The sequence below is a fragment of the Pseudomonas sputi genome, from assembly GCF_021603585.1.
Taxonomy (GTDB): Bacteria; Pseudomonadota; Gammaproteobacteria; order Pseudomonadales; family Pseudomonadaceae; genus Aquipseudomonas; species Aquipseudomonas sputi.
This window is the reverse complement of record NZ_BQHI01000001.1, coordinates 431,577-455,240: the sequence shown is the minus strand read 5'-3', so window position 1 is coordinate 455,240 and position 23,664 is coordinate 431,577. Positions and strand designations below refer to the sequence as shown.

Genomic DNA, 23,664 nt, shown 5'->3' with positions numbered 1-23,664 from the left:
GAGTCCGTGTGCGTTTATTACTGATCGAGGATGACGTGGCCCTCGGCGAGGGCATTCATCAGGCGCTGGGGCGCGAGGGCTACACCGTCGACTGGCTCAAGGACGGCAGCAGCGCTCTGCACGCCCTGCTCAGCGAGACCTTTGATCTGGCGGTGCTCGATCTCGGCCTGCCGCGCATGGACGGGCTCGAGGTGTTACGTCGGCTGCGCGCCAGCGGTTCGAACCTGCCGGTGTTGATTCTCACCGCCCGCGATGCCACCGAAGACCGCATCTCCGGGCTGGACGCCGGCGCTGACGACTACCTGATCAAGCCCTTCGACCTGGCCGAGCTCAAGGCCCGTCTGCGCGCCCTGCTGCGGCGCAGTGCCGGACGCGCGCAGATGCTGATCGAACACGCCGGCATCAGCCTCAACCCCGGGACCCAGCAAGTCAGCTATCTGGGCCAGCCGGTGGTGCTCACGCCCAAGGAATATCAATTGCTGCACGAACTGCTGTCGCCGCCAGGCCGGGTCATGACCCGCGACCACCTGACACAACTGCTCTACGGCTGGAACGAAGAAGCCGAAAGCAACACCCTGGAAGTGCACATTCACCACCTGCGCAAGAAATTCTCCACCGACCTGATCCGCACCATCCGTGGCGTGGGCTATCTGGTGGAGGAGCATCGATGACCTCGATCCGGCGCCGCACCTTGACCCTGATCATCGGCCTGATGCTCGCCGGACTGATGGTGCTCAGCCTGTTCAACCTGCACGACAGCAACCACGAAATCGCCGAGGTCTACGACGCGCAACTGGCGCAGAACGCGCGTCTGCTGCAAGGCGTGATGCGCATGCCGTTGCCGGGGCAGGAACACGCGGATCTTTATCGGGCGTTCAACTCGGCACTGGCAGAAGCCGTGCCCAAGGGGGACGGCCATCCCTACGAAAGAAAACTCGCCTTTCAGGTCTGGAATGCCAAGGGCGAAGTCCTGGTGCATACCGCCAGCGCGCCCTCTTTCAGCGCACCGCCGATCCAGCCCGGCTTCAGCGATGTGGTGGATCTGAACAAGCGTCACTGGCGAGCGTTTGTCCTGGAAGACAGACAGAACGGTTTGCGCATCTGGGTGGGTGAGCGCGGTGACGTGCGGGCGGATCTGGTTGACCGGATCGTCCGTCATACCCTGTGGCCGAACGTGATCGGCAGCCTGATCCTGGCGGCGATGATCTGGCTGGCCATCGGCTGGGGGCTCAAGCCCCTGGCCAACATGGCGGCGACCTTGCGCGCCCGGCACAGCGGCTCCCTCGAACCGCTGCAATTGACCCCCCTGCCCAGCGAGCTCGAACCGATGCAGGCTGCGCTCAACCGCATGCTTGCGCAGATCCAGGAAGTACTCGGTCGTGAACGCCGTTTCATCGCCGACGCCGCCCACGAAATGCGCACCCCGCTCGCAGTGTTGCGGGTGCATGCGCAAAACCTGCTGGAGGCCGGCACCGAGCAGGAACGTCGCGAGTCACTCGAGTTTCTGATCGCCGGCGTGGATCGCACCAGCCGTCTGGTCAATCAGCTGCTGACCATGGCGCGCCTCGAACCCACGGCCAACGCGCCTGCCAGGCAGCGTATCGACCTTGGCGAAACCGTGCGCAACAGTCTGGTGCAACTCACGCCATGGCTGCTGAGCAAGCATCTGGAACTGGCCTTCGACGTCAGCGACCAACCTTTCCCTGCGCTCGCCGATGTCGCCACCATCGATATTGCCCTGAACAACCTCATCACCAATGCCGCCAACTTCTCCCCCGAGCATGGGGTGATCAGCGTGCAATTAACCCGGGCCGACGGGTTTTACCACTTGAGTGTTGACGATCAGGGCCCGGGTATCGATGAAGCGGACCGGGCGCGATTGTTCGAGCGGTTCTACAGCCGGGGCAATCCCGAGGGCGCGGGTCTGGGGCTGACCATTGTCAATACCATCGCGACCCGCCTGGGTGGGCGGATCACACTGCAGAACCAGGTTGAGGGTGGCCTGCGGGCGACGCTGTCGATTCCCGTCGGCTGAACAGCTTCTGCGACCGTTGAGTCAAGGCGCAACCATCGGTGGCGCCTCGCTTTGCAGTGCCATCGAATGGGCATTGGCGCCCGACACCGTCTCCGGCACTGCCACCCAAAGCAGCACCAGCGCCGCCATCGCCACCGCCGCCAACGTCAAAAACGCAGCGCTGTATCCCGCCTCCTGAACCACGATACCCGCCAGGCTGTTGCTCAACGCCGCCCCCAAACCAAACACCGTCGAAATCGCCCCGAGGCTGACATTGAAATGCCCGGTCCCCTGTGTCAGGTCTTTCACCACCACCGGAAACAGCGCGCCGAAGATCCCCGCGCCGATGCCATCGAGCAACTGCACCGAAACCAGCCACCAAGGATCGTTCGACAGCACATACAACACGCCGCGCAACGGCAGGATCAAAAACCCCGCCAACAGCAACGGCTTGCGGCCCCAAAGATCGGCCTTCGCCCCCACCAGCAGCGCGACCGGCACCATCACCAGTTGTGCCGCGACGATGCAGGCGGACGTGAGCGGCGTGGCCATCTGCAGATTGGCCTGCGCCAGTTTCTGACTCACCAGCGGCAACATCGCCGCGTTCGCCAGATGAAACAGTGCGCAGCAAATCGCGAACATCAGCAGCGGCCGGTTGGTCAGCAATACGGACAAGCCCGAAGGCTGCTTGCCCTGCCCCGTTTTGCTGGGTTCCAGGCCTCGGGCGAGATCATGGTCAATGGCGTCGGCCGATACGAACGAGACGGCAATCACGCTGGCCAGCGCCATGACCGCCATCAAATAAAACACCGCGACCGGACCGAACAGGTACGCGGACAAACCGGCCAGCAACGCGGCGCAGGCGTTGCCGGCGTGATTGAAGGTTTCGTTGCGCCCGGTCCTTCGCGTGAAGGCGCGCGGCCCGGTGATGCCAAGCGTGATCGCGCAGATGGCGGGCGCGAAGATCGAAGCGGCAACGGCGCTGATGGCTTGCGTCAGGGCCACCAGACTGAACGACGTCACAAACGGCAGCAGCAGACAACTCCCGGTGACCACCAGCGCAGCAATCGCGATCAGCGCCCGTTTGAAGCGCGTGCTGTCGACCAGCGCGCCTGCCGGGGTCTGCGTGATGAGCGCGGCGATCCCGGCCATCGTCATCACCAGTCCGATGCTCGCCGGCTCCCAGTGGTGAACCGCCAGCAGGTAAATCGCCAGATAGGGACCGAGCCCGTCACGCACGTCGGCGAGGAAGAAATTCAGGCTGTCGAGAGACAGGTTGTTACGGCGATCGAGGTGAGTGGCCACGGGTAACGTCTTCGTTGTCGAGGTTCTGCGAGATGACTCAACCTCCGCAAATCGAATGACCTTTTGCCGGGCGTTTTAGTTGCATGAAACAGCCGTCCGTTACTGCCCCATCAATAACTCGCGCTCGCCTTCACACAACCCCACAACGTAATCCCAGACCACCCGCAAACGCACCGACTTGTGCAACTCGCGCCGCGTACTGATCCAGTAACTGCGCTCGATGCTTTCATCCGGCAGCAGCGCCACCAGCTCCGGGTCCGACGCCGCCATGTAGCAAGGCAGTACCGCAATCCCCAGCCCCGAGCGCGCCGCCTGCTGCTGGGCAATCACACTGGTGCTGTGAAACACCACCCGTGGATTGCGGCAGAAACTGTTGAGGAACATCAGCTCCTGACTGAACAGCAAATCATCGACGTAGCCGATCCACGCATGCCGGCCTAGATCTTCGCGGCTGCGCAGTGGCGGCGCATTGTCGAGATAGGTGCGGCTGGCATAGAGCGCGAGCCGGTAATCGGTGAGTTTGCGAGTGACCAGCATGTCCGCCGCCGGCCGTTCCAGATGAATGCTGATTTCCGCCTCGCGGTTGAGGATGCTGACGAAGCGCGGCACCGCCACCAGTTCCACTTCCAGACCCGGATAGCGCTCGAACAGCCCGATCATGCGACTGGCGAGAAACATGATGCCCAAGCCTTCGGTGACGCCAACGCGGATCTTGCCCAGCGGCGCCGTGGACTGGGTGATCTCTTCCTGAGCCAGCAGCGCGACGTTTTCCATGGCTTCGGCGTGTTTGAGCAGCGCCTCCCCCGCCGGGGTCATTTCGTAGCCCTGGGCGTGCTGGACGAACAGCGCGGTGCCGAGGCTTTTTTCGATGGCCTCGATGTGCCGGGCAACGGTGGCGTGCGTAGTGTTCAAGCGGCGGGCAGCGGTCAACAAGCGGCCGCTGCGCTGCAACTCGAGAAAGAATCGCAGGTCGTTCCAGTCGAACATGGCGTGTCCTTGTCGGCTATCGTCAGGGAGCGCTGTTTGAAAACGCACAGCGGCTGCGCAAAAACTAACATTCTTTTGACGAAAGCTAACAACTAGGATGACCGACAACAAAAACAATAAGCGAGGTCAGGGAATGCAGGCTTCCCTCGATGAATTCGATTACATCGTGGTCGGCGCCGGGCCGGCCGGGTGTTTGCTGGCCAATCGGCTGTCGGCCGATCCCCGGCAGCGCGTGCTGTTGCTGGAGGCCGGCGGGCGCGACAACTATCCGTGGATTCATATCCCCGTGGGTTACCTGTTCTGCATCGGCAATCCGCGCACCGACTGGTGCTTCAAGACCGAAGAACAACCAGGCCTCAATGGCCGCGCGCTCAGTTATCCGCGCGGCAAAGTCCTGGGCGGCTGTTCGTCGATCAACGGCATGATCTACATGCGCGGCCAGGCCAACGACTATGACGGCTGGGCTGCCGAAGGCAATCCGGGCTGGGCCTGGAACGATGTGCTGCCGCTGTTCAAGCAGAGTGAAAACCACTTCGCCGGCGCGGCGGCGTTTCATGGCGACCAGGGCGAATGGCGCGTCGAACGCCAGCGTCTGTCGTGGCCGATTCTCGATGCCTTTCGCAGCGCTGCCGAACAGAGTGGAATCGCCAGCATCGATGACTTCAACCAGGGCGACAACGAGGGTTGCGGCTACTTTCAGGTCAATCAGAAGGCCGGCGTGCGCTGGAACGCGGCGAAGGCGTTTCTGAAGCCGATTCGCAATCGGGCCAATCTCACGGTATTGACTGAAGTCGAAGTGGATCGTGTTCTGTTCGAAGACGGCCGTGCCTCGAAGGTCAGTACCCGTTGGCAGGGTCAGCAAAAGAACTTCAAGGCGCGCAAGGAGATCGTGTTGTGCGCCGGCGCCGTGGGCTCGCCGAGCATTCTGCAACGCTCCGGAATCGGCCCGCGGCCACTGCTGGAAAAGCTCGGCATCGGTGTGGTGCATGAGCTGCCGGGCGTTGGCGGCAATCTGCAGGATCACCTGCAACTGCGGCTGATCTACCAACTGGAAAACGCCCGCACCCTCAACCAGATCGCCGGCAGCGTGTGGGGCAAGATGGGCATGGGCCTGCGTTATCTGTATGACCGCAGCGGGCCGTTGTCGATGGCGCCGAGTCAGTTGGGTGCGTTTGCCCGCTCCGGGCCGGAACAGACCTCGGCCAATCTCGAATACCACGTGCAGCCGCTGTCGCTGGAGCGCTTTGGCGAACCGTTGCACAGCTTCCCCGCGTTCACCGCGTCGGTGTGTGATTTGCGCCCGCAGAGCCGGGGCCGGGTCGAGATTCGTTCTGCCGATCCGCAAACCGCGCCGCTGATCCAGCCCAATTACCTCAGCCATCCCGAAGACTTGCGCGTGGCCGCCGACGCGATCCGCCTGACCCGGCGCATCGTCAGCGCCCCGGCCCTGCAAGCCTTCAACCCGGTGGAATACCTGCCCGGTGCCAGCCTGCAAACCGAAGAACAACTGCACCAAGCGGCGGCGAAGATCGGCACGACGATTTTCCATCCGGTCGGCACCTGCCGCATGGGCAACGACGCGAAGGCTGTGGTCGATGCGCAATTACGCGTGCATGGGGTGGCGGGGCTGCGGATTGCCGATGCGTCGATCATGCCGCGCATTACCTCAGGTAATACCTGTTCGCCTACGCTGATGATTGCTGAAAAAGCGGCACAGCTGATTCTCAACCCCGGACCAAGGAACATCACACCGAAAACGGAAATGGCCCACACCCTGTAGACATCGCGCATCACCCGGACACGCAACACCAGTGGAAACAACAAAAACAATCACTGTGAGGGATACCGATATGTCAGAACACGTTCAGTCTCTGGACGCCGTGCGCAGCACGGATGCCAGCCCCGATACCCGAAAGGTCATCTTCGCCTCGTCTCTGGGGACGGTGTTCGAGTGGTATGACTTCTTTCTCTACGGCGCCCTGGCGGCGGTCATCAGCAAGCAGTTTTTCGCCGGGGTCAACGACACCACCGCGTTCATCTTCGCGCTGATGGCGTTCGCCGCAGGCTTCATCGTGCGACCGTTCGGGGCGCTGGTGTTCGGTCGGTTGGGGGACATGATCGGGCGCAAATACACCTTCCTCGCGACCATCATCCTGATGGGTGTGGCGACGTTCGCCGTGGGCCTGCTGCCGAACTACGCCAGCATTGGCATCGCGGCGCCGATCATTCTGGTGGTGCTGCGCATGCTTCAGGGCCTGGCCCTCGGCGGCGAATACGGCGGTGCTGCGACTTACGTGGCCGAACACGCGCCGATCGGCAAACGCGGTTTCCACACTAGCTGGATTCAATCCACTGCCACCCTCGGTCTGCTGCTGTCGCTGCTGGTGGTGCTCGGTTGCCGCTACTTCACCGGCGATCAGTTCGAAGTCTGGGGCTGGCGCATTCCGTTCCTGCTGTCGATCGTGCTGCTGGGCATTTCCACCTGGATTCGCCTGAGCCTGCACGAGTCGCCGGCCTATCTGAAGATGAAAGAGGAAGGCAAGACCAGCAAGGCGCCGATCCGCGAATCCTTCGGCAAATGGGAAAACCTCAAGGTCGTGCTGATCGCCCTGTTCAGCATCAACGCCGGCCAGGCGGTGACCTTTTATGCGGCGCAGTTCTACGTGCTGTTCTTCCTCACCCAGTTCCTGAAAATGGACCCGGCGGTGGCCAACAGTCTGCTGATCATCAGCGTGGTGATCGGCGCGCCGTTCTTCATCATTTTCGGCTGGCTGTCGGACAAGGTCGGGCGCAAACCGGTGCTGATGCTCGGCCTGCTGCTGGCCACCGCGCTGTACTTCCCGATCTTCAAATCCCTGGCCCACTACGCCAACCCGGCCATCGACCGCGCCAGCCAGCAGGCGCCGATCACCGTTGTCGCAGACCCGGCGACCTGCACCTTCCAGTTCGATCCGGTGGGCAAGGCCAAATTCGACAGCCCGTGCGACAAGGTCAAGACCTTCCTGGTCAAGCAAGGCCTGCCCTACTCCAGCGTCGCCGCCCCGGCGGGCAGCACGGTGCAAGTGAGCGTCGGCGATGTGAAACTCGACGGCTTCGACGAAGCCGCCCTGCGCGGCGCCATCACCCTCGCCGGCTACCCGCAACAGGCCGACATGCAGCAGATCAACAAACCGATGATCGTGGCCCTGATCGTCGGCCTGATCATCATCTCCGCCATGTGCTACGGCCCGCTCGCGGCGCTGATGGTCGAACTGTTCCCGACCCGCATCCGCTACACCTCGATGTCCCTGCCGTACCACATCGGCAACGGCTGGTTCGGCGGTTTTCTGCCAACCGTGTCGTTCGCGCTGGTGGTGTACACCGGGGATATCTTCTATGGGCTGTGGTATCCGGTGCTGATAACCGGGGTGAGCCTGGTGGTGGGGATGATCTGTCTGCGTGAGACGAAGAATATCGATCTCGACAAGAACTGATTGATAGACGTGTGGCGGGGGCGCAATGCCCTCGCCACACGGCTGGATCTCAAACCTCCGCCTCCAGCAATTCAAACTTCACCTGATCGGGATAAAACGCCACATAGTCCTTGATCTGACTCACCGAAATCTTCGGATTTTCATACGTCCATACCGCGTTCGCGCCCTCATGTCCCGGCACTTGCAGACTGAAATAGTTGGCATCGCCCTTGTACGGGCAGTAGGTGGTGTGATCAGTGCGGGCGAAATATTTTTCGTCGATGTCCTCGCGGGGGATGTAGTAGACCGGCGGGTAATTGGCTTCGAGCAGCACCAGCGCTCGGGCCGACGCGGCAACCTGTATACCGTGAAATTTCACAAGCAGGCAGCCTGGCTGCTCGGCGATGGTGATAACGGGACTGGGACCGGACGTTTTCATCGGTTTCTCCTGACGGCGGCGAAAGCACCGGTTCAGGTATAACCCATGCCGGCAAATCTCGTCAGGTTCGCAGCCGAACGGCTTTTCCGCTTACAGAAAAACGCCGCTTGCGAAGGCTGCGGTTTCTGGTTTCATATCACGCGCAAAACGGCCAAAACGCCCACCGACAGGAGTCATCATGCGTAAGGATTACCTGGCTTTCTTCATCTCGCTGTTCCTGTCGCGGCTGGCGGATCAGATCCTGTTGTTCATCGTGCCGTTGGTGGTATTCCAGACCACCAACAGCGCGTCGTGGGCCGGACTCGCATTCTTCGTCGAGTCGCTGCCGCGTTTTCTCGCGTTTCCGTTATGCGGAGCCCTGTGTGACAAGTTTTCACCCATCAGGATTCTGCACATCAGTCAGGTCTACCGCGCTCTGCTCTGCGTGTTGGCGATAGGGCTTTATGCCGTCTTCGGCGGTATCGCGTGGCTGGTGGTGCTGTCCGCGCTGTGCGGCGTGCTGACCACTCAGGGCATCATGGCCCGCGAAGTGCTGATGCCGCATATTTTCCAGCATTACAGCTACACCAAAACCCTTTCCTACTCGCAGATAGCCGACCAGACCGGACTGGTTCTGGGGCCCTTGGTGGCGGCATTGCTGCTGGAGGTTTCGGCCTGGCACTGGGTGGTGCTGTGGGTGGCCGGGCTGTTCCTGCTGGCCGACCTGAGCATGCGGTTGTGGCAACGTTTCAGCCGTATCACCCTGGAGGTGTTCGAGCAGCATCAGGACATCTGGCTGCAGCCTCTGCGCATCGCTTTCAGGCATATCCGCGAACGGGCGGCGCTGAAAAAAATCATCACGCTGGCAGTGGGGGTCAACCTGATTGTCGGGGTTACCCTGGCCACTTCGGCGGCCATGGTGCTCGGTCAGTACCGCGCCGGCAAGGACGACTACGCTGTGCTGCAAGCGGCTGGTGCGGTGACCACCATCGTGATTCTGTTTTTCCTCGCCCGGGTGGTATTGCCGTTGCGCGTACTGGGTGGGGTTGCCTATACGATGCTCGCCGCCGGCGCCTTCATCAGTGCCCTGAGCCCGAACCTGGCGGGTTATGTGCTGGGTTTCCTGCTGATTGTCGGCTTCGACAAAATGTTCAATGTCTACATGCGCAGTATTCGCCAGCGAGTCATTCCCCCTCAGGACTTCGGCAAGACCGTGGGCGTGATCACCCTGCTCAACAACTTGTCGCAACCGCTGGCCGGTCTGTTGGTTGCGCTGCTCGCTGCGCCATTGGGGACGCAACGTGTGATTCTCATTCTGGCCGTAATGGCGACGCTGCTGGGCGTGACGGCTCTCTGGTGGTTTGCCAGAGTACGTAATACATCCGCCGCTTCGATCCTCGAAACCGAGCAGTAGCGGACTCCACTGTCATAGAGCGATATCCGAAAACAAAAAAACCGCAGCCTGTGAAGGACTGCGGTTTTTTCACGCTCAGATTACGCGACGATATCGGTCGCCACGGCCTGCCCCACCACACCCACGGCGAAGTCCACCGAACCCTGGCCCGTGAGGTCGATCATCAGGCTGGTCTGGTTGGTCTGTTCGAAGTAAGTAAGGATCGCGTCGCCGGCATGCCCGGTGAAGCCGCTGACGAAGTTCAGCGTGGCCGCGCCGGTAGCAAACCCGGCGATGCCCGACAGGTCGATCTTGTCCAGGCCGCTGGTGAAATCCATGATCCAGTCCGGCGCGGTCATGGTCGAGTCGCTGGCCGCGCCGAACACGAAGGTGTCCGCGCCTTCACCGCCCCACAGCGAATCACCGCCGCCACCGCCGTAGAGGATGTCGTTGCCCGCGCCACCGATCAGGTCGTTGGCCGCCGCGTTGCCGATCAGCAAGTCATTGCCCGAGCCGCCAATGGCGTTTTCCACGGTCACGCCGTGAGCGATGGACACGTTGCCCACCAGCCCGCCGACATCGGAGAACGAACCTTCGTTGAGGTTGATCTTCTGGTTCTGGCTGAAGCCGGAGAAATCCAGGGTGTCATTGCCGCCGCCGTCCCACACCGAGAACACCACTTTGGAAGTGTTCGACGTGGCGCTGTAGAAATCGCGATCGGTGTTGGAGTTGAAGCCGTACACGGTGTTGTCGGCGCGGGTTTCGACGTTGGCGCCGTAGAGTTTCTGCACCGCGACGATGTCGTCCAGCAACGGCGCGGAGGCGTAGGCACCACTGCCGTCCTTGCTGAAGTTCTGATCGGTGTTGGCTTCGCTCCAGTAGCTCATCAGGCTGTAGCCACGGGTGTCTTCGGCGTATTTGGCGTCGCCGTAGGTCGGGTTGCCGTTGCCGGCGTTGTAGGCGCCCGGGTGCGACAGGCCGAGGGTGTGGCCGATTTCGTGGGTCAGGGTCTGACGCCCGTAGTTATTGGTGTCCGGGGTCTTGTTGACCTGGTACTGATCGTTGATCAGGTACCACGACTGGCCGTCGTAGCTGCTGCCCTGCGGCAGGTAGGCGAACGCCGCGCCACCGGTGCTGACGTCGTAGTTGCCGAAGGTCATGTGACCGTCGCCGCCCTTGCCTTCGGTGAAGGTCACGTTGGCCACGTCTGACCACGATTGCATCGCCAGCACGGCCTGGGCCTTTTGCTGGGCGCTGAACTCGCTGAAGTTGCCGAGTTTCGGGTTGTAGTTCGACGGCTTGTCGGTCAGGAAGGTGTAGGTCAGATCAATCTTGCCGTCGGCATTCTTGTCCTGCCACGACATGCCCTTGCGCAGGATTTCATCGGCGGCCTGGTCGGCGGTGAACGACGGCTTGCCGTTGACGGTTCCGGTGCCCCGGTCATACAGGTGGCTGAAGGTGTCGACCGCGGTGAAGGCGCTGCTGGTCTGGGAGGAAGGTTGAGGCATGGTGTACGTCCTTGTTTTTAAAGAGTCAGTGTCAGACAGAAAAGCGGCGATCTTCTGGCGAGATCGTCCTGTCACTCGCCCTGGTAGGCAGATTGAACCTGCCACAGCCGCCAACGAGGGCGCTAATCAATTTCTCGATAGCGTCCCGGTTTGTCCCGACGCGCGCGGTCATGAACGGCAATCCTTTTATCTGTATATCCATACAGATAAAAGTTGCCCGATCGCCCGAGTCAGGCCATCCTGTGCGCCTCTTCGGGCAATGATCGACGACGGTGGTTATGCGGCTGTACCTCTGTGAAAAACCCTCCCAGGCCAAAGACATTGCGGCCGTGCTCGGCGCAAAGCGTCGGGGTGACGGCTGCTGGCTGGGAACGGATGTCACGGTGACCTGGTGCATCGGCCACCTGCTGGAAACCGCGCCACCGGACGCTTACGACGCTCGCTACAAGCGCTGGGTGCTGGCCGACCTGCCGATCATCCCCGACAAGTGGAAAATGACCGTCAAGCCGCGTACCGCCAGCCAGTACAAGGCGGTGAAGCGCCTGCTCGGCGAAGCCACCGAACTGATCATTGCCACCGACGCCGACCGTGAGGGCGAGATGATTGCCCGGGAACTGGTCGAGCATTGCCGCTATCGCGGGCCGATCCGCCGCTTGTGGCTGTCGGCGCTGGACGAAGCGTCGATTCGCAAGGCGTTGGCGACGCTCAAACCGGGCGCCGAGACCTTCAGCCTGTATCACTCGGCATTGGGGCGCTCGCGGGCGGACTGGCTGATCGGGATGAACATGAGTCGCCTGTTCACCCTGCTCGGCCGGCAATCAGGCTATCAAGGCGTGCTGCCGGTGGGCCGGGTGCAGACACCGACTCTGCGACTGGTGGTGGATCGCGACCGCAGCATCGCCGATTTCGTGCCGGTCGCGTACTGGGCCATCGACGTGCAACTGCTGCACGGAGGCACGCCGTTCACCGCGCAATGGCGTGCACCGAACGATGCCTGTGACGATCAGGATCGCTGCCTCAATCAGGCCCTCGCCCGGCAAGCGGCCGCCGCAATCGGCAGCGCTGCCAGCGCCCGGGTGGTCAAGCTGCGCACCGAGCGCATGCGTGAGGTGGCGCCCCTGCCCTTCGATCTGGGCACCTTGCAGGAAGTCTGCTCGAAGAAACTCGGCCTCGGCGCCCAGGAAACCCTCGACATCGCCCAGGCCCTCTACGAAACCTACAAGGTCATCACCTACCCGCGCAGCGATTGCGGCTACCTGCCCCTGAGCCAGCACAGCGAGGCGCCGGGGATTCTCGCGGCGCTGCGTCAGGCCGATCAGAGTCTGGAAACCTTGCGCGAGCATCTGGAGCCACAGCGCCGCTCCCGCGCGTGGAATGACGCCAAGGTCAGCGCTCACCACGGCATCATTCCGACCGCTGCCGCGAAAAATCTGGAGCGCCTGACCGGCAAGCACCGCGCGGTCTACACGCTGATTCGCGCGCGGTACCTGGCGCAGTTCCTGCCCAATCACGAATACGACCGCACCCAGGCCGATTTCGATTGCGCCGGGCAAGCCTTGCGCGCGGTCGGCAAGCAGATCATCGAGCCGGGCTGGAAACGCGCACTGCCCGAAGCGCTGGCCCCCGCCAAGGGCCGTGAAGCCCCCGCGCCGCAAACGCTGCCGCCACTGACCCAAGGCGCCGAGTGTGCGATTGCTGACGTAAAGCTCAAGGACCTGTGGACGCAACCGCCCAAGCCCTACACCGAAGGCGACCTGATCAAGGCAATGAAGAACGTCGCCAAACTGGTGGAAGATCCGCTGCTCAAGCAGAAACTCAAGGACACCACCGGCATCGGCACCGAAGCCACCCGCGCCTCGATCATTCAAGGGCTGCTGGATCGCGGATATCTGGTGAAGAACGGCAAGGCGCTGTCCGCCACGCCTGCTGCGTTCAGCCTGATCGACGCCGTGCCGCGCGCGATTGCCGACCCCGGCACCACGGCGATCTGGGAGCAGGCGCTGGACATGGTGCAGAGCGGCGAGATGAGTCTTGAAGAATTCGTCACCAAACAGGCGGCGTGGATGAGCAAGCAAGTGACTCGTTGTGCCGGGCTGAGCCTGACCATCAGCGGCCCGCCGCCCGCCGGCAAGGCCGCTGCGCCGTGGAAGAAAAAGCGTAAGACCACACGGCGCAAAACCACCGGGACCAGCAAGCGCGCGGCGAAACCGGCAGCCAACTAGCCCGCTGCGCGCTACTGTTTCCGTAGTGATGGTCAGGAGGCAGCGGCATGTCTGTCATCGAACTGCGCGTCGCCCGGCGCGACGAACTGGACACCCTCGAAAACCTGATGCAGTTCTACACCTATGACTTCAGCCAGTGGCTGCCGCTGAAGCTCGGCGGGCATGGTTTCTTCCCGATCCAGTTGAAGGACGATTACTGGCGCCAGCCGGCAACCCGGCCGTTCCTGATCCACGTCGACGATGAGCTGGCGGGGTTCGTGACCGTGGATGACCACCTCCTCATCGAAGGCGCCGACTACAACATCGGCTATTTCTTCGTCAGCCGGCGCTGGCGTGGCCAAGGCGTCGCGCAGTTTGTCGCCTCTGCCCTCTTGAGCCACTTGCCCGGTCGATGGCAGATTTTCCATGTCGACGCCAACCTGCCTGCACAGCGGTTCTGGGCCCGGCTCATCCCCGAGCTGAGCGGCGGCGACTTTACCCGCCAGACAAAAACCGTGGACGGCTATCCCTGCACGGTCTACTGCCTGCGCAGCCTTTCTCCCGCTGCCTGAAGTTCCCTTTTTTCATTCCAGAATGACTTTGTCCGACAATATGTAGTGAGAAAAAATATTCACTACAAAAGCGTTGACGGCGTCGTTGGGCTTTTGCATGATGCAGACGTCTCCCCGATCGGGAGCACTGGCAACACGCTTGAGCAAGCTCGTCTGACCGCCGAGCTGTTTTTTCCGGATACACGCTGCCCACAAGGCAGATTGAAGAAGCTGACCTGGCCTGAACGTCCAGTACAAGGACGAGAAGCGCTGGCGAAAATTCTCAAGACGCTTGTGGTCGACACTGAAAACGTCGTCAAGGAGCCTCCCGGTTTTCGCTGCTTCTCCTCGTTGTGACGCTATTGCGTAGCAGTTATTCAACACGACTACATGCAACAGACGCATGACCCCGTGCTTCACACGGGCGACCGCTGACGTCCTGGTTTCGGTGCCAGGGATCAACTAACCGATGGGCTACCTGTATTAGCGAATCAACTTTGAAAGATCACCAGACTGGTCAAGGGGCAATATCATGAATCTGAACAATCAACCTACTATCGAAGAACTGGCTCGTATGTTCGCGGCACAAAAAGACAGCCACGACAGCCATATTCTGTGGATCAGCAAGTCGGGTCAGGTCCATATCGACTGCCTGTCGCCCCATGCTGGTGAAGAAGAGTTCGACCGGAACAACCAGAACCTGCTGGCCCGTCTGAAGATGTACCGCCGCGGCCACGGCTATGTCGGCAAGAAAGCCGCGGCCGACAAGGACTTCATCGGTAATGTTCTGCAGACGCTGAAACAGGCGTGGGACTCGATGCAGAACAAGAACGAAGTTCGGGTGATTGATCGGTTCTGCTAAGTTAAAAGTTCGATAAACAAAAGGGCCTGCGTCCGATAAAGACGCAGGCCCTTTTTATTGATCGTAAACCATGTTCATGAACGGGTTTCCAGCACCAGCTTCATGAACGCCTCAGCCGCCGCACTGTGATAGTTATTCTGGCGCCGCAACAACGCCGCTCCCCGCTGCGGCGCCTCGCTCTCGATACGCAAACGGCGCAGTGCCCGGTCCTCGGTCGCAATCGCCTCCGGCAACATGGTCGCAATCGGCGAATGCCGGATCACTTCCAGCAACGTGCTCACCGAATTCACCTCGATCTGCACCTTGGGCGTGATGCCGTGCTGGCGGAAATATTCATCGATCGACAGGCGCGTGAAAAAGTCCGGCGCCAGCAAGGCGAAATCCAGTTGCGCAATGTCATCTGGCTTAAGCACTGATGAGCTGTCATACAGCGGGTGTTCACGCCCGACCATCACCCCCAACGTCTCGACAAACGCGGGAATGCACTCAATGTCCGGATGGCGCACCGGGCTAAAGGCAATCGCGATATCCAGCGAGTCATCCGCCAGCCCGGCCTCGATGTCATCCATCGACAACTCGAAAATCTCCAGGTGAATGCCCGGATACCGCGCCACGTAATCGCGCACCAATGGCCCGACCAGGTACGCCATGAACGTCGGGGTCATGGCCAGCCGCAGCGAGCCTCGGGACAGATCCTTCACGTCATGCAACGCGCGCTTGCCCGCCTCCAGCTCCACCAGCACCCGTCGGGCACATTCGATATAGGCCTGACCGGCATCCGTGGGTTTGACCGAGCGCGAGGTGCGATCAAACAGATCCACACCGAGGCTTTCTTCCAGTTGGCGGATCTGTTGCGACAGGGTCGGCTGGGACACATGCAGCGCCTCGGCCGCCCGGGTAAAACCGCCGTGATCGGCCACGGCCAGCAGGTATCGCAAATGTCGCAGCAACATGGGGACGCTCCATCTATAGGCAGTGCTTATGCTTTGCATTGTATATCGGTCTTGGACGCTATGGATAAATCGGCAGAAGATCAATCCCACACAGCAAGCCAACCCCGAAAGGAGAAGCACCATGCAATCCCAAGCCTACAACGACAGCCGCATTGCCCTGACCACCCGCGCCCTGGATGCCAAGGCACAGAAAAACCTGTCGTGGCAGGATCTGGCCGACGGTACCGGTCTGAGCCTGGCCTATGTCACCGCCGCCCTCCTCGGCCAGCATCCATTGCCGAAAGCGGCCGCCGAAGTGGTCGGCGACAAACTTGAGCTGAGTGCCGAAGACGTCGCCGCCCTGCAAATCATCCCGCTGCGCGGCAGCCTCGACGGCGTACCGACCGACCCGACCATCTACCGCTTCCACGAGATGATCCAGATCTACGGCACCACCCTGAAGGCGCTGGTTCACGAGCAGTTCGGCGACGGCATCATCAGCGCAATCAACTTCAAGCTCGACATCAAGAAAGTCGAAGACCCTGAAGGCGGCTCCCGCGCCGTGGTCACCCTCGACGGCAAGTTCCTCCCGCTGCGTCCGTTCTGATCCCTCCGGGCCCGCACACCGCGTGCGGGCCCATCCAAACCTCAATTGCCAAGTCGTCACCCCATCTGTCTGGAGGCTGCCCCATGCAAAAAATTCTGTTGACCCTGGCCCTGCTCGCCGGCCTTGCCGCCCAGGCCCAGGCTGATGAAGAGGCCGTCGCCTATCGCTACGGCATGTCGCTGGATATCGCTGAAGTCGTGAGCATCACCCCGGTCGCCGACGTCTGTGGCGTGGTGCCGGTCGAGATGACTTACCTCGACAGCCACGGCGTAAAACACATTCTTCAATACAGCGAATTCGGCACCGGCTGTTCGAACTGAGAGGACTACACCATGAAAAACCTGATCGAAGGCTTCCTGAAGTTCCAGAACGAAGCGTTTCCACAACGCACCGAGCTGTTCAAACACCTGGCGACGACCCAAACCCCAGGCACCTTGTTCATCACTTGCTCCGACAGCCGCGTCGTCCCGGAACTGCTGACCCAGCAAGAACCCGGCGAGCTGTTCGTGATCCGTAACGCCGGCAATATCGTGCCGTCCTACAGCCCGCATCCGGGCGGGGTTTCGGCGACGGTGGAATACGCGGTGGCCGTGCTCGGTGTGACCGACATCGTGATCTGCGGCCACTCCGACTGCGGCGCCATGACCGCCATCGCCCAGTGCAAGTGCATGGATCACCTGCCCGCCGTCAGCGGCTGGCTGCAACACGCCGAGTCGGCGAAAGTGGTCAACGAATCGCGGCCGCACGCCAATGACGCGGCCAGGCTGAGTTCGATGGTGCGGGAAAACGTGATCGCGCAACTGGCGAATATCCAGACGCATCCGAGCGTGCGCCTGGCCCAGGAGAAAGGCCTGCTGAACCTGCACGGCTGGGTGTACGACATCGAGACCGGCTCGATCGACGCGCTGAGTGCCGACCGTCGCACCTTTGTCTCGCTGGCCGAGCAACCGTCGACGTGCGCGGTGTACGGTCAGGCAGTCGATGCTGCTTGAAAACACAACGCCGCGCCCGTCATTGCGACGGACGCGGCGTTGTTCTGTTCAGCGTTTTACGCCCAGATCGAGTTGCGTCATGCGGCTGCGTACGGTGAACACACCGTCGCCGGAGAGGATCGCGCTGCGGGCAAACAACCGGCCGCTTTCCCAGTTCGAAAGCCCCAGTTCCGGCTTGTTCAGCGCGTATTGGCCATCGACCCAACGGGTAATGCCGTTACCCACGAACGGCGCGTTGACCGCGCTGTAGAAACGCTCCTGAACCGCCGCGTCTTCACTGATCAGCGACACCGTGAACTGCGGGCTGTAACGGTTGAACAGCGCAATCGCCTGATCCAGATCGTCGACGATCATCAGGCTGGTTTCAGGGGTTTCTTCCCATTCCCACTCGCGGCCCAGTTGAGCTTCGGGCAGCGGCTCGGCCAGGGCTTCGGTCTGGTAACCCTCGGCGCGATAGACCTCAACCGTCGCGTTCTGCCAGTCACTCGGCAGAACGCTTTCGCTGCCTTCGACAATGTGCAATTTGCAGCCCTGACCGCGTGCTGCACCGGCCTGTTGCAAGGCATCGAGGAACAACGGCACCAGTTCGGCAGCGCGGTCGCGCTGGATCAGGCAGACGTTCAGCGTGTTGCAGACCTTGCGATCCAGCGAGTTGCGCACCACGGCGGCGAAGCGTGTGGCGTCGGCATCGCGATCAGCAATCAGCCATGCGCCACCGGTGCCGTGCAGGCTGACGGCGGTGCCGGCCTGCTGGGCGATGCTGCCCAACTGGCTGACCGCACGACCCGAACCACGGGCCACCGCCAGCGACAGACGCCGGTCGGCGAACATCGCCCAACCGGCGGCGTGATTGACGCTCTCCACCAGCGACACCGCACCCGCCGGCAGACCGGCATCGGCCAGCGCCGGGTTCAGGGCGTGGGTGACGATGGCTTGCGCGGTGCCCAGCGCATCGCTGCCAATACGCAGCACCGCCGTGTTGCCGGTGCGCAGTACGCCGGCAGCATCTGCAAAGACGTTCGGCCGACCTTCGAACACGAACGCGACGATACCCAGCGGCGACACCACTTGCTCAACCTTCCAGCCGTCATGCTCGACGCAGCTGATCACCTTGCCGCGGGTGGCCGGTGCATCACGCCAGGCGCGCAGGCCGGCGATCATGTCGCGGCGCATGCGCTCGTCGGCGAGCAAACGGGTGGTGGAACGACCGCGCGCCTTGGCCCGTTCGATGTCGGCGAGGTTGGCGGTTTCAATCAGCGCCCAGGCGTCCGGGTTTTCCAGACGTTGAGCGAACAGATCGAAGAAGCGGCTGATGGCCTCATCCGGCACCGCAGACAACGCGGCAAACGCCGCCGCTGCACGCTCGATCGCCACCGACGCGGCCTGCTGATCCACGACCGGAATCAGCAACAGCTCGCCACTCACCTGCTCCACCAGCAGGTGGTCGCCGGGTCGGAAACGCTCGGCCAGTTCGGGGCTGACCACGGTGACGCGGTTACCGGCGAAAGGGATGGGCGTGCCAGCGACGAGACGTTCGAGCGCGAGAGACATGGAGCGGATTCACCATATTGAGGGCGGCCGGAAAATGTATAGGTTGGCCTCCCGCAAAGCAACACGGGCTCAGAACACCGACCAGCCAATCCGCGAACTGAGCATTTCCAGCGCCGCCATCCCCGCCAGCGAGTTGCCCGCCGTGTTCAGCTCCGGCGACCACACGCACACCGTGAACTGCCCCGGCACCACCGCAACGATGCCGCCACCGACGCCGCTCTTGCCCGGCAGGCCGACGCGGTAGGCAAAGTTGCCGGCCTCATCGTAGAGACCGCTGGTGGCCATGATCGAGTTGACTTGCTGGGTCTGGCGGCGGGTGAGGATCTGTTCGCCGCTGTGTTTGCAGAAGCCGTCGTTGGCCAGGAAGCAGAAGGCCCGGGCCAGGTCGATGCAGCTCATGCGCAACGCGCAGTGGCTGAAGTAGCTGCGCAGCACCGCTTCGACGTCGTTGTGGAAATTGCCGAAAGATTGCATCAGGTACGCCATCGCAGCATTGCGCGCACGGTGCTGGTATTCGGAGTCGGCGACCTTGCCGTCAACCATCACCTGCGGATTGCCCGACAGCCGCCGCACGAAGTCACGCATCGACAAGGCCGGTGCGGCAAAGCGCGACTGGTTGATGTCGCAGATCACCAGCGCCCCGGCATTGATGAACGGATTGCGCGGACGGCCGCGTTCGAATTCCAGCTGCACCAGCGAGTTGAACGGCTGGCCGGACGGCTCGTGGCCCAGGCGTTCCCAGATCGCCTCGCCGGAATGTTCGATGGCCTGCACCAGGCTGAACACCTTGGAAATACTCTGCACCGAGAACGGCGTCTCGGCGTCGCCGGCGCAATACATTTCGCCGTCGTTGCCATACACGGCGATGCCCAGTTGATTGGCCGGCACGGTGCCGAGGGCGGGAATGTAGTCAGCCACTTTGCCCTGCCCGATCAGGGGCCGGACCGCGTCAAGGATCTCGTTCAACAGCGCTTGCATGCCGGGTCTCGAAGTCTCGCCCCATGGGATTGCGGGGACACGGTGGCTAGACGCTGCGCCCGGCGATCGAATCACACCGGTTCTGTGTATCGCAGTGTGTACGGCCCGAGGTCCGACACATCCCGCGCACAAATCCGGCCCTTTGCGACACATCCGCGATACAGCCTGACGTTCAAATGAACCTGTCGATCGGCAACCCCGATCAAGCCTTTGAACTCACCTCTCGCATCGGAGATTCACCATGACCCAGCGCTCGAAAACCTCCCTGACCGTCGGCCTGCTGCTTGCCGGTGGCCTGGCCCTGTCCAACGCGGCTTCGGCTGCCGAAACGTTCAGCGTCAAGCAACTGGATCACGGCTACAGCCAGACCCAGGCCAAGGCCGACACGGCGGAAAAAACCTCGGAAGGCAAATGCGGCGAAGGCAAGTGCGGCGCCGGTGAATAACCCTTTTCACGGGGCACTTACACGCCCCGCTTTCCCCTGAATGAATGGAGCCTTGCCATGACCACAGCTCTCTCGTCGGCCGTCAAAGGCCTGCACTGGAACCTCGACCGCGCCGGCCAGTGGCTCGCGCCGCTGACCTTGCGCCTGTTCATCGCCTGGGAGTTTTTCGAATCGGGGCTGGAGAAGTTCAACGGCCAGAACTGGTTCGAAGACATTCAGGAGCGGTTCCCGTTTCCCTTCGACCACTTGCCGGCCACGCTGAACTGGGAGCTGTCGATGTGGGCCGAGCTGATTTGCGCGCTGGCCATCCTGATCGGATTCGGCACGCGGATTTCGGCGATTTCGTTGATTGTCGTGACCGTTGTTGCCACCGCTGCCGTGCACTGGCCGGCGGACTGGTCATCGTTGAGTGAGCTGGCCCAGGGTTACGCGATCACCAACAAGGGCTTCGGCAACTTCAAGCTGCCGGCGATTTATCTGGCTGCGCTGGTGCCGCTGGTGTTTGCCGGGGCCGGCAAGTTGAGCGTGGATGCGTGGCTGGCGCGGTTTTTCTGGAAACGCGCCAGCCACTGAGGATCAATGCGCCCGGTCCAGCCCGGCCAGCAACGCACTGTCACGGCTGTAGATGTCCGGCGCGTAGAGCACACGCCCCTGGCCATCGACCTCGGCCGTCCAGTAAGTCATGAGGATCGGCACCGGATTGCTCAGGCGGAATTCATGGGTGGTGCCGGTGGCCAGCAAGGTGTCGGTGCGCGCCTTCTCCGCCGGACTGAGCAGGAAATCGCGCAGCTTCATCGGATGCTCGACTCGCACACAACCGGAGCTGAACGCCCGTGGCCCCTTGTCGAACAGCGACTTGCTCGGCGTGTCATGCAGATACACCGAGAACGGGTTGGGGAAACGAATGACCATTTGTCCCAGCGGGTTGCGCGGCCCGGCGTCCTGGCGCAAGAGGATGTTGCCGGGGTTGTCCCAGTCGATGTCGGCGGCGGCCAGCGGCTGGCCGTTGGCGTCGAGCACTTGCAGGTTCTGGCGGCTGAGAAAAGTCTGGTCCTTGCGGATTTCCGGCAGCTTGTCTTCCTTCCAGATGGTCGGCGGCACGGTCCAGGTCGGGTTCAGGGTCAAGCGTGTGACCCGGGATTTGAGCAGCGGGGTCTGGCGTTCGGCGCGCCCGACCTGGGTGCGGGTCTGCCACACCGGCAAGCCGCCCTGATAAAGCGTCAGCTCGGCCGCGGCGACGTTGACCAGCAAACCGTCCGGCTCCATGTCCTGGGCCATCCAGCGGAAACGTTCGAGGTTGACCCGCAACTGTTCGCGGCGGGTCAGCGGACTGATGTTGAGTTCGGCAATCGTTCCCGGCCCCACCACCCCGTCGGCCTGCAACGAATGGCTGGCCTGAAAACGCTTCACCGCCTCCACCAATACGCCGTGATAAGCGTTGTCCGGGGTGCCGACCACACTGCTCAGGTAGCCTTCGCCGTACAGCCGCCGGGCCAGGTCCGGCACACGCTTGTCTTCCATGTCTGGACGCAGCAACGGCCCGTTACCCACTGTTGTCCATTGGGGCAAGGCTTGCAGGCGTTGAGCTGCATAGTGATGACGCAGATTCTGGTACTGCGCCAGCTGCGGCCTAGCCAGATCGAAGGCGGCCGGGACGTTGTGCACGCCCGGCACGGCGATGGCGAGCAATTCGGCCTGACGGTCGCGCGGCGTTTGGTCGGCATGCCACAGGGGTTCGAAATGCGATTGCAACAGGCGGCCGTAATGCAGATCCTGCAGGGCTTGCAGGTAATAGCGGCTGATCTCGATGTCGGCGCACAGTTCGCCGTCCTGCGGGGCAGTGAGCGCCACCGGGTAGCGTTTCGGGTCAAGGCCATCGTCGGCCAACAGCTGCAATTGCGCATGCAAGGCCGGCAATTGCCCGCCATCGGCCCACACCGGCAGCCAGTCCTGCTGCTGGTAGAACGCCCGCAACTGATCCAGCGCCGGACCATTGAGGCGGGTGCCGATCGTCGGGCACGCCTGAGGCAGGCTGATCAGCGCAGCCTGCAACGGGCTCTGCGGTTCGATGGGCATTTGTGTCGGCACGGGCGGCAGCGTCGGGAGCCCCGGCAACGGCTCTTCGGCGCAAGCGACAAACGGCGCAGCGAGCAAACAAATGCTCAAGTAGCATGCGTACTTTTTGAACAACTGCTTTACTCCAATCCATGGCCGTCTTGATTGACGGTCAACCTTACCTCAGGTGCGGTGAACAGTCAGGCCCGATTCGCGGGCTTGCCGGGGATGACTGGACGTCAGGAGCCTAAGTGCCAAACAAGTAGCAAGTGGAGACTCACCTTAAATGTTGACGTTTTTGCGCCGACTTCTGCTGACTGCCACCGCCCTTGGCGTGCTGACCAGCCCAGCCTTTGCCGCCGGCACCTCTTCGCCGGTTCTGTACACCAGCCTCGCGCACGCCGCTCCGGAACTCAATCCCCAGGCGCTGAAAGGTGCCTTGAGCGCCATGCAATGTGCGATCAACAACGGCGCGAAGCGGTCTCGTCATCTGGCGATCATCGACTATTCGCAGCCCTCCACCGAGCGCCGGTTGTGGATCTTCGACCTGACCCGGAAAAAACTGGTGCTGCGCGATCTGGTCGCCCACGGTTCGAACTCGGGGGAAAATTTCGCCACCCGGTTCTCCAACCGTGAAGGCAGTTTTCAGTCCAGCCTCGGCCTGTTCCGGACCCAGGAAAGTTACCAGGGCACTCACGGTTATTCGCTGCGCATGGACGGTCTGGAACCGGGCATCAACGACATGGCCCGCGACCGAGCCATCGTGATCCACGCCGCCGACTACGTGAACCCGTTCTGGAGTAAACGTACGGGCCGTCTGGGCCGCAGCCAGGGTTGCCCGGCCGTGCGACCGCAGGTCGCCAAACGGGTGATCGACAGCCTGAAGAACGGCCAGTTCATGTTCTCCTGGTACCCGGATCAGCAATGGCTGAAATCCTCGCCGTACCTCAACTGCCAGCCACAACAGATCGCGAGCATTCTCAGCACTCACGCCAGCTGAACTCCCTGTGGGAGTGCATTGGCTCCCACAGATTCGGTTTATTACAGATTTGTCATCGAGTTGTCGGTTTGCCGAGCGGATCGCCCGGTAGCTTGAAGTTGTCCCGGCCAGAACGCCGATCAACTTCAACGACTCGAGTGACCCATCATGAAAACCCTGATCCTCGCCTTCACCGCCCTCCTCGCCACCGGTTCCGTGTTCGCTGCGCCTGCGCCGGACGCCGCCGTCATTCATGACAAAACCGGTTTCTTCGTGCACCTGGATGTCGACAAAGTCCTCTCCAGCACCGATATTTCCCAGGCTTGCGGCGTGATCCCCGCGCAGCTCAATTACCTCGACCACCAGGGCCGCGAACATGTGCTGGACTATCAAGTGCAAGGCAGCGGCTGCATCAATGACAATTGAGGCACAGT

At 61.9% G+C, this 23,664-nt stretch carries 24 protein-coding genes; 15 read left to right on the top strand and 9 right to left on the bottom strand.

What is annotated here, in order from left to right; translation table 11 throughout:
• Positions 1–8: 8 nt before the first annotated feature.
• Together L6D81_RS02160 and L6D81_RS02155 are read left to right on the top strand one after the other, a co-directional pair.
• Positions 9–671 (top strand): response regulator, encoded by a 663-nt coding sequence (locus L6D81_RS02160; RefSeq protein WP_236177721.1) that lies wholly within the window; start codon positions 9–11, stop codon positions 669–671.
• Positions 668–2,035 carry an ATP-binding protein gene (locus L6D81_RS02155; protein WP_236177720.1) on the top strand — a complete coding sequence of 456 codons (1,368 nt, stop codon included), beginning with the start codon at positions 668–670 and terminating at the stop codon, positions 2,033–2,035. Before L6D81_RS02160 ends, L6D81_RS02155 begins: the two co-directional genes overlap by 4 nt.
• 21 nt (positions 2,036–2,056) lie before the next feature.
• Here L6D81_RS02155 and L6D81_RS02150 read toward each other — a convergent pair whose 3' ends face one another.
• On the bottom strand, positions 2,057–3,319 hold the full coding sequence (locus tag L6D81_RS02150) for an MFS transporter (protein ID WP_236177719.1): 1,263 nt from the start codon (positions 3,317–3,319) through the stop codon (positions 2,057–2,059).
• Positions 3,320–3,418: 99 nt separating this feature from the next.
• Positions 3,419–4,306, bottom strand: a complete 888-nt coding sequence (locus L6D81_RS02145) for a LysR family transcriptional regulator (RefSeq protein ID WP_236177718.1) — start codon at positions 4,304–4,306, stop codon at positions 3,419–3,421.
• Positions 4,307–4,439: 133 nt separating this feature from the next.
• On the opposite strand from L6D81_RS02145, the gene L6D81_RS02140 reads away from it, so the two are divergent.
• The gene (locus L6D81_RS02140) at positions 4,440–6,086 is read left to right on the top strand and encodes a GMC family oxidoreductase (RefSeq protein ID WP_236177717.1); all 1,647 of its coding nucleotides are present in this window, start codon (positions 4,440–4,442) and stop codon (positions 6,084–6,086) included.
• Between the two features lie 70 nt (positions 6,087–6,156).
• Complete coding sequence (locus L6D81_RS02135) at positions 6,157–7,779, top strand: MFS transporter (RefSeq protein WP_236177716.1); 1,623 nt, start codon at positions 6,157–6,159, stop codon at positions 7,777–7,779.
• Between the two features lie 49 nt (positions 7,780–7,828).
• Here the strand turns inward: L6D81_RS02135 and L6D81_RS02130 are convergent, their stop codons facing one another.
• Positions 7,829–8,197: a DUF427 domain-containing protein gene (locus L6D81_RS02130; protein ID WP_064379499.1), complete on the bottom strand. Its 369-nt coding sequence runs from the start codon at positions 8,195–8,197 to the stop codon at positions 7,829–7,831.
• A 178-nt stretch (positions 8,198–8,375) separates the two neighbouring features.
• On the opposite strand from L6D81_RS02130, the gene L6D81_RS02125 reads away from it, so the two are divergent.
• Positions 8,376–9,590, top strand: a complete 1,215-nt coding sequence (locus L6D81_RS02125; protein ID WP_236177715.1) for an MFS transporter — start codon at positions 8,376–8,378, stop codon at positions 9,588–9,590.
• Between the two features lie 80 nt (positions 9,591–9,670).
• Here the strand turns inward: L6D81_RS02125 and L6D81_RS02120 are convergent, their stop codons facing one another.
• Entirely contained in the window at positions 9,671–11,077 is a 1,407-nt protein-coding gene (locus tag L6D81_RS02120; RefSeq protein WP_236177714.1) for a serralysin family metalloprotease, read from the bottom strand.
• A gap of 278 nt (positions 11,078–11,355) precedes the next feature.
• Between L6D81_RS02120 and L6D81_RS02115 the strand changes: the two genes are divergently transcribed.
• Both L6D81_RS02115 and L6D81_RS02110 read left to right on the top strand, forming a co-directional pair.
• The gene (locus tag L6D81_RS02115; protein WP_236177713.1) at positions 11,356–13,299 is read left to right on the top strand and encodes a DNA topoisomerase III; all 1,944 of its coding nucleotides are present in this window, start codon (positions 11,356–11,358) and stop codon (positions 13,297–13,299) included.
• 47 nt (positions 13,300–13,346) lie between these two features.
• Positions 13,347–13,850 carry a GNAT family N-acetyltransferase gene (locus L6D81_RS02110; RefSeq protein ID WP_236177712.1) on the top strand — a complete coding sequence of 168 codons (504 nt, stop codon included), beginning with the start codon at positions 13,347–13,349 and terminating at the stop codon, positions 13,848–13,850.
• Between the two features lie 12 nt (positions 13,851–13,862).
• On the opposite strand, the gene L6D81_RS02105 is transcribed toward L6D81_RS02110, so the two are convergent.
• Positions 13,863–14,234, bottom strand: a complete 372-nt coding sequence (locus L6D81_RS02105; protein WP_236177711.1) for a hypothetical protein — start codon at positions 14,232–14,234, stop codon at positions 13,863–13,865.
• 127 nt (positions 14,235–14,361) lie between these two features.
• Between L6D81_RS02105 and L6D81_RS02100 the strand changes: the two genes are divergently transcribed.
• On the top strand, positions 14,362–14,691 hold the full coding sequence (locus tag L6D81_RS02100; RefSeq protein ID WP_047293552.1) for a hypothetical protein: 330 nt from the start codon (positions 14,362–14,364) through the stop codon (positions 14,689–14,691).
• Positions 14,692–14,765: 74 nt separating this feature from the next.
• On the opposite strand, the gene cynR is transcribed toward L6D81_RS02100, so the two are convergent.
• Complete coding sequence (cynR, locus tag L6D81_RS02095; RefSeq protein WP_236177710.1) at positions 14,766–15,644, bottom strand: transcriptional regulator CynR; 879 nt, start codon at positions 15,642–15,644, stop codon at positions 14,766–14,768.
• Positions 15,645–15,765: 121 nt separating this feature from the next.
• Here cynR and cynS point away from each other — a divergent pair, with 121 nt between their 5' ends.
• The 3 genes from cynS (at position 15,766) to L6D81_RS02080 (ending at position 17,222) form a co-directional block, all read left to right on the top strand.
• A complete protein-coding gene (gene cynS / locus L6D81_RS02090; protein ID WP_011334741.1) occupies positions 15,766–16,230 on the top strand; it encodes a cyanase in 465 nt (154 codons plus the stop codon).
• 83 nt (positions 16,231–16,313) lie between these two features.
• On the top strand, positions 16,314–16,550 hold the full coding sequence (locus L6D81_RS02085; protein ID WP_236177709.1) for a DUF2790 domain-containing protein: 237 nt from the start codon (positions 16,314–16,316) through the stop codon (positions 16,548–16,550).
• 12 nt (positions 16,551–16,562) lie between these two features.
• Positions 16,563–17,222 carry a carbonic anhydrase gene (locus tag L6D81_RS02080; protein ID WP_039767103.1) on the top strand — a complete coding sequence of 220 codons (660 nt, stop codon included), beginning with the start codon at positions 16,563–16,565 and terminating at the stop codon, positions 17,220–17,222.
• 48 nt (positions 17,223–17,270) lie between these two features.
• Here L6D81_RS02080 and L6D81_RS02075 read toward each other — a convergent pair whose 3' ends face one another.
• Together L6D81_RS02075 and glsB are read right to left on the bottom strand one after the other, a co-directional pair.
• A complete protein-coding gene (locus L6D81_RS02075) occupies positions 17,271–18,773 on the bottom strand; it encodes an aldehyde dehydrogenase family protein (RefSeq protein WP_236177708.1) in 1,503 nt (500 codons plus the stop codon).
• A 69-nt stretch (positions 18,774–18,842) separates the two neighbouring features.
• Positions 18,843–19,751: a glutaminase B gene (gene glsB / locus L6D81_RS02070; protein WP_102687036.1), complete on the bottom strand. Its 909-nt coding sequence runs from the start codon at positions 19,749–19,751 to the stop codon at positions 18,843–18,845.
• Positions 19,752–19,992: 241 nt separating this feature from the next.
• Here glsB and L6D81_RS02065 point away from each other — a divergent pair, with 241 nt between their 5' ends.
• Positions 19,993–20,196 carry an HvfA family oxazolone/thioamide-modified RiPP metallophore gene (locus L6D81_RS02065; RefSeq protein WP_236177707.1) on the top strand — a complete coding sequence of 68 codons (204 nt, stop codon included), beginning with the start codon at positions 19,993–19,995 and terminating at the stop codon, positions 20,194–20,196.
• A gap of 57 nt (positions 20,197–20,253) precedes the next feature.
• Positions 20,254–20,769: an HvfX family Cu-binding RiPP maturation protein gene (locus L6D81_RS02060; RefSeq protein ID WP_236177706.1), complete on the top strand. Its 516-nt coding sequence runs from the start codon at positions 20,254–20,256 to the stop codon at positions 20,767–20,769.
• A gap of 3 nt (positions 20,770–20,772) precedes the next feature.
• Here the strand turns inward: L6D81_RS02060 and L6D81_RS02055 are convergent, their stop codons facing one another.
• The gene (locus L6D81_RS02055) at positions 20,773–22,386 is read right to left on the bottom strand and encodes a L,D-transpeptidase family protein (RefSeq protein ID WP_236177705.1); all 1,614 of its coding nucleotides are present in this window, start codon (positions 22,384–22,386) and stop codon (positions 20,773–20,775) included.
• Positions 22,387–22,537: 151 nt separating this feature from the next.
• Here L6D81_RS02055 and L6D81_RS02050 point away from each other — a divergent pair, with 151 nt between their 5' ends.
• Positions 22,538–23,251: a murein L,D-transpeptidase catalytic domain family protein gene (locus tag L6D81_RS02050; protein ID WP_236177704.1), complete on the top strand. Its 714-nt coding sequence runs from the start codon at positions 22,538–22,540 to the stop codon at positions 23,249–23,251.
• A 147-nt stretch (positions 23,252–23,398) separates the two neighbouring features.
• Positions 23,399–23,656: a DUF2790 domain-containing protein gene (locus L6D81_RS02045; RefSeq protein WP_007950580.1), complete on the top strand. Its 258-nt coding sequence runs from the start codon at positions 23,399–23,401 to the stop codon at positions 23,654–23,656.
• The last annotated feature ends 8 nt before the right edge of the window (positions 23,657–23,664 follow it).

What these genes read in the sequence shown, in the direction of transcription:
- cynR (WP_236177710.1), bottom strand. Translation starts at nt 15,644, where the DNA reads ATGTTGCTGCGACATTTGCGATACCTGCTGGCCGTGGCCGATCACGGC.
- cynS (WP_011334741.1), top strand. Translation starts at nt 15,766, where the DNA reads ATGCAATCCCAAGCCTACAACGACAGCCGCATTGCCCTGACCACCCGC.
- L6D81_RS02130 (WP_064379499.1), bottom strand. Translation starts at nt 8,197, where the DNA reads ATGAAAACGTCCGGTCCCAGTCCCGTTATCACCATCGCCGAGCAGCCA.
- L6D81_RS02135 (WP_236177716.1), top strand. Translation starts at nt 6,157, where the DNA reads ATGTCAGAACACGTTCAGTCTCTGGACGCCGTGCGCAGCACGGATGCC.
- L6D81_RS02080 (WP_039767103.1), top strand. Translation starts at nt 16,563, where the DNA reads ATGAAAAACCTGATCGAAGGCTTCCTGAAGTTCCAGAACGAAGCGTTT.
- L6D81_RS02145 (WP_236177718.1), bottom strand. Translation starts at nt 4,306, where the DNA reads ATGTTCGACTGGAACGACCTGCGATTCTTTCTCGAGTTGCAGCGCAGC.
- L6D81_RS02115 (WP_236177713.1), top strand. Translation starts at nt 11,356, where the DNA reads ATGCGGCTGTACCTCTGTGAAAAACCCTCCCAGGCCAAAGACATTGCG.
- L6D81_RS02050 (WP_236177704.1), top strand. Translation starts at nt 22,538, where the DNA reads ATGTTGACGTTTTTGCGCCGACTTCTGCTGACTGCCACCGCCCTTGGC.
- glsB (WP_102687036.1), bottom strand. Translation starts at nt 19,751, where the DNA reads ATGCAAGCGCTGTTGAACGAGATCCTTGACGCGGTCCGGCCCCTGATC.
- L6D81_RS02060 (WP_236177706.1), top strand. Translation starts at nt 20,254, where the DNA reads ATGACCACAGCTCTCTCGTCGGCCGTCAAAGGCCTGCACTGGAACCTC.
- L6D81_RS02045 (WP_007950580.1), top strand. Translation starts at nt 23,399, where the DNA reads ATGAAAACCCTGATCCTCGCCTTCACCGCCCTCCTCGCCACCGGTTCC.
- L6D81_RS02075 (WP_236177708.1), bottom strand. Translation starts at nt 18,773, where the DNA reads ATGTCTCTCGCGCTCGAACGTCTCGTCGCTGGCACGCCCATCCCTTTC.
- L6D81_RS02085 (WP_236177709.1), top strand. Translation starts at nt 16,314, where the DNA reads ATGCAAAAAATTCTGTTGACCCTGGCCCTGCTCGCCGGCCTTGCCGCC.
- L6D81_RS02125 (WP_236177715.1), top strand. Translation starts at nt 8,376, where the DNA reads ATGCGTAAGGATTACCTGGCTTTCTTCATCTCGCTGTTCCTGTCGCGG.
- L6D81_RS02100 (WP_047293552.1), top strand. Translation starts at nt 14,362, where the DNA reads ATGAATCTGAACAATCAACCTACTATCGAAGAACTGGCTCGTATGTTC.
- L6D81_RS02155 (WP_236177720.1), top strand. Translation starts at nt 668, where the DNA reads ATGACCTCGATCCGGCGCCGCACCTTGACCCTGATCATCGGCCTGATG.
- L6D81_RS02105 (WP_236177711.1), bottom strand. Translation starts at nt 14,234, where the DNA reads ATGCGTCTGTTGCATGTAGTCGTGTTGAATAACTGCTACGCAATAGCG.
- L6D81_RS02120 (WP_236177714.1), bottom strand. Translation starts at nt 11,077, where the DNA reads ATGCCTCAACCTTCCTCCCAGACCAGCAGCGCCTTCACCGCGGTCGAC.
- L6D81_RS02140 (WP_236177717.1), top strand. Translation starts at nt 4,440, where the DNA reads ATGCAGGCTTCCCTCGATGAATTCGATTACATCGTGGTCGGCGCCGGG.
- L6D81_RS02065 (WP_236177707.1), top strand. Translation starts at nt 19,993, where the DNA reads ATGACCCAGCGCTCGAAAACCTCCCTGACCGTCGGCCTGCTGCTTGCC.
- L6D81_RS02110 (WP_236177712.1), top strand. Translation starts at nt 13,347, where the DNA reads ATGTCTGTCATCGAACTGCGCGTCGCCCGGCGCGACGAACTGGACACC.